Origin of the sequence: Providencia alcalifaciens, from assembly GCF_020271745.1 — a bacterium.
Classification (GTDB): domain Bacteria; phylum Pseudomonadota; class Gammaproteobacteria; order Enterobacterales; family Enterobacteriaceae; genus Providencia; species Providencia alcalifaciens_B.
In genome coordinates this window covers 106,271-118,802 of record NZ_CP084296.1, presented here as the reverse complement: position 1 = coordinate 118,802, position 12,532 = coordinate 106,271, and the positions used below count along the sequence as shown (strand labels likewise).

The 12,532-nt window shown below is 44.6% G+C and carries 10 protein-coding genes and 1 other RNA gene; 7 read left to right on the top strand and 4 right to left on the bottom strand.

Annotation, left to right across the window (positions count from 1 at the left end; all coding sequences use genetic code 11):
* Positions 1–129: 129 nt before the first annotated feature.
* Positions 130–312: non-coding RNA, 6S RNA (gene ssrS, locus LDO51_RS00520), on the bottom strand.
* Between the two features lie 110 nt (positions 313–422).
* Positions 423–752: a cell division protein ZapA gene (gene zapA, locus LDO51_RS00515; RefSeq protein ID WP_036951152.1), complete on the bottom strand. Its 330-nt coding sequence runs from the start codon at positions 750–752 to the stop codon at positions 423–425.
* A 221-nt stretch (positions 753–973) separates the two neighbouring features.
* On the opposite strand from zapA, the gene LDO51_RS00510 reads away from it, so the two are divergent.
* The 7 genes from LDO51_RS00510 (at position 974) to gcvP (ending at position 10,612) form a co-directional block, all read left to right on the top strand.
* Positions 974–1,552: a YecA family protein gene (locus LDO51_RS00510; protein ID WP_225575955.1), complete on the top strand. Its 579-nt coding sequence runs from the start codon at positions 974–976 to the stop codon at positions 1,550–1,552.
* A 163-nt stretch (positions 1,553–1,715) separates the two neighbouring features.
* On the top strand, positions 1,716–3,038 hold the full coding sequence (pepP, locus tag LDO51_RS00505; RefSeq protein WP_225575953.1) for a Xaa-Pro aminopeptidase: 1,323 nt from the start codon (positions 1,716–1,718) through the stop codon (positions 3,036–3,038).
* Between the two features lie 37 nt (positions 3,039–3,075).
* A complete protein-coding gene (gene ubiH, locus LDO51_RS00500; RefSeq protein WP_225575952.1) occupies positions 3,076–4,254 on the top strand; it encodes a 2-octaprenyl-6-methoxyphenyl hydroxylase in 1,179 nt (392 codons plus the stop codon).
* A gap of 25 nt (positions 4,255–4,279) precedes the next feature.
* Complete coding sequence (ubiI, locus tag LDO51_RS00495; protein ID WP_225575951.1) at positions 4,280–5,506, top strand: FAD-dependent 2-octaprenylphenol hydroxylase; 1,227 nt, start codon at positions 4,280–4,282, stop codon at positions 5,504–5,506.
* A gap of 475 nt (positions 5,507–5,981) precedes the next feature.
* Positions 5,982–7,076, top strand: coding sequence for a glycine cleavage system aminomethyltransferase GcvT (gene gcvT / locus LDO51_RS00490; protein ID WP_225575950.1), 1,095 nt, complete (start codon positions 5,982–5,984; stop codon positions 7,074–7,076).
* Between the two features lie 78 nt (positions 7,077–7,154).
* On the top strand, positions 7,155–7,547 hold the full coding sequence (gcvH, locus tag LDO51_RS00485; protein WP_154602560.1) for a glycine cleavage system protein GcvH: 393 nt from the start codon (positions 7,155–7,157) through the stop codon (positions 7,545–7,547).
* Positions 7,548–7,735: 188 nt separating this feature from the next.
* Positions 7,736–10,612, top strand: a complete 2,877-nt coding sequence (gcvP, locus tag LDO51_RS00480; protein WP_225575949.1) for an aminomethyl-transferring glycine dehydrogenase — start codon at positions 7,736–7,738, stop codon at positions 10,610–10,612.
* Between the two features lie 70 nt (positions 10,613–10,682).
* On the opposite strand, the gene LDO51_RS00475 is transcribed toward gcvP, so the two are convergent.
* Both LDO51_RS00475 and ygfZ read right to left on the bottom strand, forming a co-directional pair.
* Entirely contained in the window at positions 10,683–11,303 is a 621-nt protein-coding gene (locus tag LDO51_RS00475) for an HD domain-containing protein (RefSeq protein ID WP_036951137.1), read from the bottom strand.
* Positions 11,304–11,314: 11 nt separating this feature from the next.
* Entirely contained in the window at positions 11,315–12,301 is a 987-nt protein-coding gene (ygfZ, locus tag LDO51_RS00470) for a tRNA-modifying protein YgfZ (RefSeq protein WP_225575948.1), read from the bottom strand.
* Positions 12,302–12,532: the final 231 nt, after the last annotated feature.

The window sequence follows — 12,532 nt, the reverse complement described above, 5'->3', positions numbered from 1 at the left end:
TTCCTAATATCAAGTTGATAACTCGCGGAAAAATCTACGAAACAGTATATCGCAAGGAATAGGAATAAGTAATTTTTAGCGTGGGTTTGGGATATTGTGCAAAGAATACAGAAAAGACTAAATAGAAGGGAGGTCTCCAAGATGCCGTTGTAGGCTGTAACCCTTGAACCCTTGGTTCAAGGTGAACGCAGTTTAGCAACCTTTAGGCTTCCTGAGCGAATCAGGCATGCTCACCAGCGCAATAACCACATTCTGTTTGGTATGAAATATCGGCTCAGGGGACTTACCCACTGACGCACATCTCAGAGAAATTTATTTTGAGAACTTTCGTTACTCAGTGATTTCATTGTACGAAATTAGAGTGTAAATGCAACCTAATTTTTCGTTTTATTTTTTCACTAGCGATTGATTAATAAGCATATTTACTCTAGGGGCAATACCTGCCTCTCAGTGATTTTGACCTGATCGTGTAACGCTTGTTCAATTGTCTGTTGCAATACTTTTATCTTCTCTTCCATATTATAAGCATAATCACGCGTTTTTGTCTTTTCTTGTGCTAATTCGTGACAGACGTTCAATGCGACAATGAAAATAAGTTGTTCAGTGTTAGTGACCCCGCTTCGGTCTTTTAACGTTTTTAAGCGTTCTTCTAATTCTTTTGCTGACTCTAAGAGCGCTTCTTTTTGTTCTATTGGGCAATTAACGCGCATAGAGCGCCCAAAAATCTGAATATCAACGGGTTGTGCGGACATGATACCTCCATACTAAAATCTTTTTCGCCAATAAAAGTAGGACATTTGGCGTAAATGTTGTTAATTTTTGCATAGCTTATGCTTAGATAGGCATTGGCGATATATTACTAGTTTAGAATAAAAATAAGCTAATAATAACTCAGACAAAAAAAGCAGACTGGTCTAGCGGCTATCCTTGGTGGTAGCATATCACGAATCCCAAGCTAACATGACGAATTCAGATGTCTATACAAAAATCTTTACCTAACTATGAATCGTTGGACAACTTACTCCAACAGCACTCAATCGCACTCACTGCCGCCGAGATCCATGGTTTAATAACCGGACTGATTTGTGGAGGAAGCCGTGACCACGGTTGGCAAACTCTTGTTCATGATCTGGCGAATGACGGACTTGCATTTCCGCAAACCGTTTCACAACCGCTGCGTGAACTGTATGACCTTACATTTGAAGCATTAGATGACACCGAATTTACATTTAATATGCTATTTCCGGATGAAGACGCTTCTGTGTTTGACCATGCTGACGCATTGGCTGGCTGGGTTAACCACTTCTTACTTGGCATTGGCGTTGCTCAACCTAAGCTGACTGATAAAAAAGAGATTAGTGAAGTAATTACTGATCTCCGTAATATCGGTATGCTTGGTTATGATGAAGAAGAAGATCAAGAAGAGTTAGAGCAAGCATTAGAAGAAGTTGTTGAATATGTGAGAGTTGCCGTTCAACTGTGTTACATCGCACTGGCTGAGCCGAAAAAAGGTCCAACCGCTGTCGAGAATATCAAGCCCGTTCTTCACTAATCTATAATATTGGGTAGAGACCATTAACTGTAGGCTTTCTGTATTGTCAGTCACCTACGGTTAAGGAACGGATTTACCTAATTTAAACTGATTGTCGTTTGATTTTTAGCTAATTATCAAACAAGCAACCAACCTAAAACCCAAATAATAAGGCAATAACGGTATGAATAAGCAGGAATTTATTTCTCGTCGTAATGCATTATTGGCTCAAATGGCGCCAGCAAGTGCTGCGATTATTTTCTCTGCACCTGAAGCACAACGTAATGCGGATTGCGAATATCCGTATCGCCAGCACAGTGACTTTTTGTATCTGACTGGATTTAGTGAGCCAGAAGCGGTTTTAGTTTTAATTAAAAGTGACGAGAAACATAGCCACACCGTGCTGTTCAACCGTATTCGCGATCTTACCGCAGAAATTTGGTTTGGGCGTCGCTTAGGGCAAGATGCGGCACCGGAAAAACTCGGTGTTGATAAAGCGCTGCCATTTGATGAGATCGTCGATCAGCTCTATCAATTACTCAATGGCCTCGATGTGGTGTATCACGCCCAAGGTGAATTTGATTACGCGGATAAACTGGTTTTCGGTGCGCTGGATGTCCTACGCCGAGGAAGCCGTCGCAACTTAAAAGCCCCTCGCACTGTCATTGACTGGCGTCCAATGGTGCACGAAATGCGCTTGTTTAAGTCGGATGCAGAAATGGCCGTCATGCGCAAAGCAGGTGAAATTTCGGCATTAGCCCATATTCGTGCGATGGAAACTTGCCGCCCTAATATGTATGAATACCAGCTTTGTGGTGAGATTGAGTATGAATTTACTCGCCATGGTGCGCGTTTTCCATCCTATAACACCATCGTCGGTAGTGGCGAAAACGCCTGCATTTTGCACTACACAGAAAATGAATGTGCGATGAAAGACGGGGACTTAGTCCTGATTGATGCGGGTGCAGAGTTAGAAGGTTACGCAGGGGATATCACCCGAACTTTCCCTGTGAATGGAAAATTTTCCAAAGAGCAGCGTGAAATCTACGATATTGTTCTTCAATCTATCAACACCGCATTAGAGCTGTATCGCCCTGGCACCAGTATTCACGAGGTGACTCGTCAAATTGTTCGTATTAAAACTGAAGGCTTAGTGAAATTAGGCATTTTGCAGGGTGACGTCGAACAATTGATCGAAAACAAAGCGTATCATCCATTTTTTATGCATGGTTTAAGCCATTGGCTGGGCTTAGATGTTCATGATGTCGGTTTTTACGGTGTAGAAAGAGACCGCATTTTAGAGCCGGGCATGGTGCTGACCATTGAACCGGGATTATATATTGCGCCAGACGCTGATGTACCGCCTCAATACCGTGGTATTGGCGTACGTATTGAAGACGATATTCTTATCACTGAAGATGGGAATGAAAACTTAACGGCGATGGTCGTCAAAGATCCTGATGAAATTGAAGCGTTAATGGCGGCAGCTAAAAAACGCTTAGGTTAAGCAGTAAAAAGTAATAATAGAAGGTAATTAACAACCTATGAATGTGATTATTGTTGGGGGAGGAATGGCTGGCGCGACATTGGCACTGGCAATTTCATCACTCAGTCAAGGACGTGTTTCGGTATCACTTATCGAAGCATCTAAACCAGATAACCAGCATCCGGGCTTTGATGCACGAGCGATTGCGTTAGCTCACGGCACTTGCCAGTACTTATCATCGATAGGTGTTTGGTCTGCATTTGCTGATTGCGTCACCCCCATTAATCACGTTCATGTGTCCGATAGAGGGCACGCAGGGTTCGTTAATATTCATGCGGAAGATCACCAAATCACCGAATTGGGCAATGTGATTGAATTGCATGAAGCGGGCGCTCGTTTATTTTCACTGTTACGTAAAGCGCCCGGCGTTACACTTTATTGCCCTGCTAAAGTGGAGCATGTTGAGCGTACCGTGGATAATGTCACGGTGACATTAGACAGTGGTGAGCAAATCACGGGCAGTCTATTAGTGGCGGCGGATGGTAGCCGTTCTGCGATTGGCCAAGCTTGCAACATGCAATGGCAGCAAGATGATTATGGACAAGTGGCGATTATTGCCAATGTGAAAACATCGATTGACCCCGCAGGGCGTGCCTTCGAACGCTTTACTGAATTTGGGCCTTTGGCATTATTGCCTATGTCTGAAGGGCGTAGCTCGTTAGTTTGGTGTCATCACCAAGAACATGCTGACGATATTAATGCGTGGGATGATGAAACTTTTATTCGCAAATTACAGCAAGCATTTGGCTGGCGCTTAGGGGAAATTACCCAAGCGGGTAAACGTAATTGTTACCCATTAGTGTTAAGGAAAGCGGTGAGTCCCGTTACTCACCGTGTTGCGCTGGTGGGAAATGCGGCGCAGACATTACACCCAATTGCAGGACAAGGCTTCAACCTTGGGATCCGCGATGTCATGCAATTAGCTGAGTTAGTCGTCGATGCTCATAATAACCAGCAAGATATTGGCAGTTATTCATTGCTCAGTCAGTACCAACAAACCCGATTAGCCGACCGAGAAAAAACCGTTACCATGACCGATGGTTTGGTGCGTTTATTTGCTAACCGTTGCTTCCCATTAGTTGTGGGACGCAATTTGGGTCTGATGGCGATGGAAATGTTGCCGCCTGTTCGTGATGTTTTAGCCCGCCAAACCCTTGGTTGGGTCGCACATAAATAACCACAAAACTAAGAGGAATAAAAATATGCAATCGTTTGATGTGGTTATCGCCGGTGGTGGTATGGTTGGGCTCGCACTGGCATGTGGACTCGAAGGCAGTGGTTTGCGTGTAGCGGTCATTGAAAACCATCCACCTAAAACCCCATTCTCTGCTAACGATCCTTATGCGCTACGCGTGTCGGCAATCAATGCCGCCAGTGAAAAATTATTGACTCATTTAGAAGTGTGGTCAGCAATCAAAGGGATGCGTGCAGCTGCCTATAACGGGATGGAAGTGTGGGATAACCACAGTTTTGGTCGTATTGCTTTTTCGGCTCAAGACCAAAATCTCTCGCATTTAGGTCATATCGTTGAAAACAATGTAGTGCGCGATGCCTTATGGCAAAAAGCCAGCCAATTGCGTGATGTGACTTTACTGGCACCTGCAACCATCAAAAAAGTGGTGTGGGGGGAAAATGACGTTTTCATCACGTTAGATGATGAAAATATGCTCACGGCTCGCTTGATAGTCGGGGCTGACGGCGCAAATTCATGGTTGCGTAGCCATGCAGATATTCCACTCACTTTCTGGGATTATGAACATACTGCACTGGTGGCTACCATTCGAACTGAACGTCCCCATGAAGGCATTGCTCGCCAAGCCTTTAATGGTGAAGGCATCCTCGCATTCTTACCGTTAAGTGACCCGCACTTATGTTCGATTGTTTGGTCTCAGCCAAACTTAGCCGCTGCGCGTCGTCAAGATTTAGATAAGTTAGAATTTGAGAAAGAATTGACCGTCGCATTTGATGTTAATTTAGGTTTTTGCCAATTAGAAAGCGACCGTTTAACTATCCCATTAACCGGACGTTATGCGCGTCAGTTTGCGGCGCAGCGTTTAGCGCTACTTGGGGATGCAGCTCACACCATTCATCCTTTGGCAGGTCAAGGTGTAAATCTTGGTTTTATGGACGTCGCCATGCTGATAGGTGAAATCAGAAGGCTGCACCGAGAAGGCAAAGATTTTGGTCAATACTTCTATTTGCGTGACTATGAACGTAGCCGCAAGCACAGTGCTGCGGTGATGTTAGCGGGAATGCAAGGTTTCCGTGAATTGTTTGATGGCAACAACCCTGCGAAGAAGTTGCTACGGGATATTGGCCTTGTTTTAGCGGACAGTTTGCCGGGGGTTAAACCGCAATTATTGAACCACGCTATGGGTTTGTCGGATATGCCTAAATGGTTAAAGCAACTACCGACTAATAACGCTTAATTCCGCCTGAATTTTCTCTTCCAAATAACCTGAGTGTTTAATTTTAAATACTCAGGTTTTTTATTTCTCATTCCACCTTGTTAGCAGCCCGCCTTTCCTACCAATAGCTGAGAAAAACTAATTTACCCATGATTTCGGATTAGTTTTTCTAATTAATGCGTTTTTCTGAATTTATCCGTATTTTGGGATTAAGACTCATTTTGGATGATATTTTGCACAGTAATAAACCAAATATGAAGGGATTGAGTGATCGTTCTCAATTATTTAACAAAAACCACTGGTAATGTGATGGCGCAATCAGTAATACAGAGAGTACGTCACCCTATTTTTATTTATAGCATCCAATTTTGAATGTTAGCAGTTTTGAATCAAATCCGATGATTTGCGTTTTGATGAAACGGGGTTTACAGAAAAAAATTTATGCCGTTCATTACGCAATCACCCCATCAGACACAGTAATGTAAAGAGGGTATTCATGGTAAAGCAAACGACTCTATATGATGAGCATATAGCCTGCGGTGCAAAAATGGTGGATTTTCATGGCTGGATGATGCCACTGCACTATGGTTCGCAAATCAACGAACATAATATTGTCCGAACCGATGCAGGAATGTTTGATGTTTCCCACATGACGATTGTTGACTTACACGGCGAAGGTTGCCGTGATTTTCTCCGTTATCTTCTCGCCAATGATATCGCTAAGCTCACCATCAAAGGTCGCGCACTGTATACCGGTATGCTGAATGCATCAGGTGGTGTGATTGATGACCTGATTGTTTACTACCTGAAAGATGATTTCTACCGCCTTGTAGTGAACTCTGCGACGCGAGATAAAGACATTGCATGGATTGAGCAGCACGCAAAAGATTATGCAGTCGCGATTACTGTACGTGATGATTTAGCGTTAGTTGCCGTTCAAGGTCCGAAATCTCAAGAGAAAGTTCACACTTTGCTGACCGATGAACAGCGCGCTGCCATCAAAGATATGAAGCCTTTTTATGGTGTCCAAACTGGGGATCTCTTTATTGCGACCACGGGTTACACGGGTGAAAAAGGGTATGAAATTGCGATGCCGAAACAGCAGATAGTTGATTTCTGGCATAAATTGCTGAAGGCGGGTGTTCACCCTGCTGGTTTGGGGGCTCGCGATACTCTGCGCCTCGAAGCGGGCATGAATCTCTATGGGCAAGATATGGATGAGTCTATCTCTCCATTAGCTGCCAATATGGGATGGACAATAGCTTGGGAGCCGCAAGACAGAAACTTTATCGGTCGTGAAGCACTGGAAAAACAGCGGGCTAAAGGTACCGATAAGCTGGTGGGCATCGTGATGCGCGAAAAAGGCATTCTACGTGCCGAACAGGTTGTGCGCTTTACGGATGAATCAGGTAAATTGCAGGAGGGAGTGATCACCAGTGGCTCATTCTCTCCAACGTTGGGTTTCAGTATCGCGCTAGCGCGTGTGCCGAGTGACATTAAAAATCACGCCATCGTTGAAATCCGTCAGCGGGAAATGCCGGTTGAAGTGGTGAAACCAGGGTTTGTCCGTGAAGGTAAGGCATTAGTGTAATTAGATATTTTCTAATACAAATTGATTTTCAAACTTTTTCTCAAGAACATATTTTCAGAATCAAAAGAGAGGCTAGAAATGAGCAATGCACCTAAAGAATTAAGATATACCCGCGAACACGAATGGCTGCGTGATGAAGGTAATGGTGAATTCACGGTGGGTATCACTGAACATGCGCAAGAAACTTTAGGCGACATGGTGTTTGTTGATTTACCGGACGTGGGTGATGTCGTGAGCGCAGGGGACGACTGTGCCGTCGTTGAGTCAGTAAAAGCAGCATCCGATATTTACGCACCGATTAGTGGTGAAATTATCGCGGTTAACGATGCACTCAGCGACTCTCCAGAGCTAGTGAACGAATCGCCATATCAAGAAGGCTGGATTTTCCGTATTAAGATGAGCGATGACTCTCAGTTAGCTGATCTTATCGATGCTCAAGGTTATCTGAGCATGATTGCTGCGGAAGAGTAATCCACTGCATCATGTTTCGCGCTGTAGCGTAATCGCTTGCTACAGTGCGAAATATCAAAAAAGTGAATATTTTTTAACCAAGGTTAGTTTGAACTAGTCTACTTATCTCGCAGTTTATCAATAGGTTTTATCATCGCTAGAGTCTTATAACCTACGCTACGCATAGCAAAAAGGATGGGAACACAGATATGTCGATGTCACTGAGTCAACTAGAAAACCGTTCAGAATTTATCTCGCGCCATATAGGGTCATCAGAACAACAAATAAAAACCATGTTAGGTACTGTTGGCGCGACTTCCCTCGATAATTTAATGGACAAAATTGTCCCGAAAGCCATTTTACTGCCTGAGCCACCAAGAGTTGGCGGCGGTGCAACCGAGCAAGAAGCGCTCGCCGAATTAAAAGGGATTGCTTCCCTAAATAAACGTTATAAAAGTTACATCGGTATGGGCTATGCCCCTGTGATCCTTCCTCCTGTTATCTTACGTAATTTGCTCGAAAACCCAGGCTGGTATACGGCTTATACCCCTTACCAGCCCGAAGTTTCCCAAGGTCGTCTTGAGTCACTGCTGAATTTCCAACAATTAACGATTGATTTAACAGGCTTAGATTTAGCCTCGGCATCGTTATTGGATGAGGCGACAGCCGCTGCGGAAGCGATGGCGATGGCAAAACGTATCAGCAAATTGAAAAATGCAGAACGCTTTTTCGTTGCGGATGATGTTCATCCTCAAACTCTTGATGTTGTGCGGACTCGTGCGGGTACATTTGGCTTTGAAGTGATTGTCGACAGTGCGGAAAAAGTGCTGGAACACGAAGGTGTGTTTGGTGCATTACTGCAACAAGTCGGCACGACAGGGAATATTCATGATTACAGTGAGCTATTTGCCAAACTAAAAGCGAAGAATATTGTCAGTTGTGTGGCTGCCGATATGATGGCATTAGTGCTATTGACGGCACCTGCAAAACAAGGGGCGGATATTGTTTTCGGCTCAGCGCAGCGTTTTGGGGTACCAATGGGTTACGGTGGTCCTCATGCTGCATTCTTTGCGTGTAAAGACGAGTTCAAACGTGCGATGCCGGGACGCATTATCGGGGTCTCTCGTGATGCTGCCGGTCATACTGCGCTACGTATGGCGATGCAAACCCGTGAACAGCATATCCGCCGTGAAAAAGCGAACTCCAACATTTGTACCTCCCAAGTTTTACTGGCTAATATTGCCGCGATGTATGCGGTGTATCATGGGCCGGAAGGCTTGAAAATGATTGCTCAGCGCATTCATCGCTTTAGCTCGATTTTTGCGAAAGCGCTTACGGAATCAGGTATCGCTCTACGCCATAAAACTTGGTTCGATACTCTGGCTATCGAAGTGGCAGACAAAGCGGCTGTCTTAGCACGTGCCGAAAAAGCGCAAATCAACTTACGCACAGATATTCACGGTGCAGTGGGCGTTACGTTCAGTGAAATCACCACGCGCCAAGACCTGAACGAACTGTTCTTTGTGATCACAGGCATTGACCAAAAACTGGATTTCGAAAAATTAGATAAGCAAGTTTCAGAAAGTGAAAGTGCAATTCCAGCCGCCATGTTGCGTGATGATGTGATTTTATCCCATCCAAATTTCCATCGTTATCATAGCGAAACGGAAATGATGCGCTACATGCACAGCTTAGAACGTAAAGATTTAGCGCTGAACCAAGCAATGATCCCATTAGGTTCTTGCACCATGAAACTGAATGCTGCTGCTGAAATGCTGCCAATTACGTGGCCTGAATTTGGTGAATTACACCCGTTCTGCCCACCAGAGCAGGCACAAGGTTATCACCAAATGATTGAGCAGCTTTCCCACTGGTTAGTTCAATTGACGGGATATGATGCCGTCTGTATGCAGCCTAACTCAGGGGCTCAAGGGGAATATGCGGGGCTGTTAGCTATCCGTCGTTACCATGAAAGCCGCAATGAAGGCGCACGTAATATCTGTTTGATACCAGCCTCAGCTCACGGAACTAACCCAGCATCTGCTCACATGGCGGGTATGGAAGTCGTGGTAGTACGTTGTGATGATGAAGGTAACATTGACCTTGTTGACTTGCGAGAAAAAGCGCAGGAGCACAGTGCTGCACTCTCTTGCGTGATGGTGACTTATCCGTCAACTCATGGCGTTTATGAAGAGAGCATTCGTGAAGTGTGTGAAATTATCCACCAATATGGCGGGCAAGTTTACTTAGATGGCGCAAATATGAACGCACAAGTGGGGCTGACAACACCGGGCTTTATCGGCGCGGATGTTTCTCACTTGAACTTACATAAAACCTTCTGTATTCCACATGGCGGTGGCGGGCCGGGTATGGGACCTATCGGTGTGAAAAAACATTTAGCACCGTTTGTACCAGGGCACTCTGTCGTCACCCAAGAAATGCTGACCGAACAAGGTGCGGTTTCTGCTGCGCCATTTGGTAGCGCTTCTATTCTGCCAATTAGCTGGATGTATATCCGCATGATGGGCTCCCATGGGTTGAGAAAAGCCAGCCAAGTGGCAATCTTGAATGCTAACTATATTGCGAAGCGTTTAGCGGGGCGTTATGAGATCCTCTATACCGGACAAGAAGGTTATGTGGCTCACGAATGTATCGTGGATCTGCGTCCAATCAAGAAAGATACGGGAATCAGTGAGCTGGATATTGCTAAGCGCCTGATTGACTATGGTTTCCATGCACCAACGATGTCATTCCCTGTGGCGGGGACGTTGATGATCGAACCTACTGAGTCAGAAAGTATTGTGGAAATCGATCGCTTTATCGATGCAATGCTGGCTATTCGTGATGAGATTGACCACGTGGTCCAAGGTAAATGGACGCTGGAAGATAACCCGTTAGTCAATGCGCCACACGTTCAAACCGAGTTGGCAGAAGAGTGGGCACATAGCTATAGCCGTGAATTGGCGGTATTCCCATCTCATGCAACACGAGTGAATAAATATTGGCCTGCGGTGAAACGCCTTGATGATGTTTATGGCGACCGTCATTTACATTGCTCTTGCGTGCCTATCGATGAGTATATGTAATTAATTTTCGAGTTTCTTAATATGAAAACGCCAGATATTTTATCTGGCGTTTTTTGTTTTATTTTTTTAACTACAGCAGCCAGCCTTTTTGGTGGGCTTGCTCTAATTGCTGTTTAAGCTGCAACCAAAATTCAGGGAGGATCTCCTGAATATAGTCACATTTACTGACGACCTGCTCATGACGAATATGGTTTTCAACCCAGCTTTGACCCTGATTATGCAAGTTCAATAACATCGGCATGGCTCTATCAATGGCATTGGCATACTTCGATTCCAATGTCTCGACGGCATCATACTCATTCCATAATGCTAAGAATTCAGCATTTTGCGGACTTGGCAGTAAGTTAAACAGGCGGTTAGCCGCTTTGACTTCGTCATCATGAATGGCTTCACGAGCGGCATTATCAAACACCAAAACGTCACCTGCATCGATTTCGACGATATCATGAACGAGCGCAAGTTTAATGGCACGCTCGAGGTTAACCCCCGGCACATAAGGGGCAAAAGCCATCGCAGCAACAGCAAACTGCCAGCTATGTTCGGCGGTATTTTCGTGTCTTTCGCGGTTTAATAATTTATTCTTGCGATAAACACTTTTCAGTTTATCGAGCTCCATCAAAAATTGGACGACTTCAGTAAAAGCCCCAAAATTCAAAACGTCGAGTGGCTTATTACTTATTGCAGATGACATAAAAACCCCAATTATTTATCTTCTTCTAATGAATAAGGCAGTGGTGCAATAGTCAGGCGACTTTGTTCGTCACCCATAACGCGAAATACACTATCGGCTTCCATATCGTTGTTCATGATGATTTGGATGCTAAGTTCTCCATTCCCTAAACGTACAGCGGCAAGTACTGTTCCGGTACGGCGCCAGTTTTCACCCAGTTGCCACTCAACACCATCACCAATAGCGGGAAGTGAGGAGCCTGTGCCTGTTAGCCAGTACATAGCGCGTTTATTGGCGCCGCGGAACTTGGCGCGAGCGACCATTTCTTGGCCGGTATAGCAGCCTTTTTTAAAGCTAATTCCGTGAGGAATGGCTTGTAAATTTGCAGCTTGTGGCAGATGTTGGGCACTGTTTTCTTGGTCGATAACGGCAAAGCCCGCGGCAATTTCTAATGCTAGCCATTGCTGGTCAGAAACCTGTGTCGCATTTAAGGTTTCTGTGATGTTTTGCGCAGTTGCTTCGTCTGTAATAATTAAAAATCGCTCTGCGGGAAGGTCAAAATGTAGAAGAGTACTGTTGCCTTCTGTGATGACTTGGTTTTGGCTATCCGGTAGCGTAGTGAACAGCGAAGCCAGCGCCTCTCTAGCACCTTGACCTGCCACACCCAGTAATTTCAGTTCTGATTTCTTTTCAAAAGTGACTTTAGAGAAAACGGCATATTTTTTTAATTCTGCGAGTTGAGCATCAGCAACACTGCGTCTTTCAATATAAGAAAAACCCGCTAAGTGATGGAATAAACGTAGGTCACTCCACATTTTTCCCTTTGGATCGCAATGGGCGGTGAGTGTGTGTGCGTGCTCAAGTGTGCTGATATCGGCGGTGATTTGCCCTTGCAGATATTTTTCTGCATCGGCGCCGTGGAGATGAATAAGTTCCCAGTTTTCCAGTGAAATCAAAACAAGGGGTAAAGACTGAGAATCGTGGGGAAACTGTTGTGCGTTGTCTACATGGGAAGTCATGATTTCACCTGTTGTTCTTTATTTGATAATGGTGCTTAATGGTAAAATAGCTAGGTCACATTGCAAGCTTCAAACCGAACTAAAGTGCCATTAACCTATTATTCAGCATAAGAGGGTAAATAGTTTGTAGAAAAACGGTATTTTACAACCTAAAATGTGAACTATGTAGAGTGTGACATGTTTTATTGACAGATTATCTGATAGAGTATTTAAAATAATCAATCTTATCAG

Bases quoted from the DNA above. Each gene is read 5' to 3' on its own strand.
- zapA (WP_036951152.1), bottom strand. From the start codon at position 752: ATGTCCGCACAACCCGTTGATATTCAGATTTTTGGGCGCTCTATGCGC.
- LDO51_RS00510 (WP_225575955.1), top strand. From the start codon at position 974: ATGTCTATACAAAAATCTTTACCTAACTATGAATCGTTGGACAACTTA.
- pepP (WP_225575953.1), top strand. From the start codon at position 1,716: ATGAATAAGCAGGAATTTATTTCTCGTCGTAATGCATTATTGGCTCAA.
- ubiH (WP_225575952.1), top strand. From the start codon at position 3,076: ATGAATGTGATTATTGTTGGGGGAGGAATGGCTGGCGCGACATTGGCA.
- ubiI (WP_225575951.1), top strand. From the start codon at position 4,280: ATGCAATCGTTTGATGTGGTTATCGCCGGTGGTGGTATGGTTGGGCTC.
- gcvT (WP_225575950.1), top strand. From the start codon at position 5,982: ATGGTAAAGCAAACGACTCTATATGATGAGCATATAGCCTGCGGTGCA.
- gcvH (WP_154602560.1), top strand. From the start codon at position 7,155: ATGAGCAATGCACCTAAAGAATTAAGATATACCCGCGAACACGAATGG.
- gcvP (WP_225575949.1), top strand. From the start codon at position 7,736: ATGTCGATGTCACTGAGTCAACTAGAAAACCGTTCAGAATTTATCTCG.
- LDO51_RS00475 (WP_036951137.1), bottom strand. From the start codon at position 11,303: ATGTCATCTGCAATAAGTAATAAGCCACTCGACGTTTTGAATTTTGGG.
- ygfZ (WP_225575948.1), bottom strand. From the start codon at position 12,301: ATGACTTCCCATGTAGACAACGCACAACAGTTTCCCCACGATTCTCAG.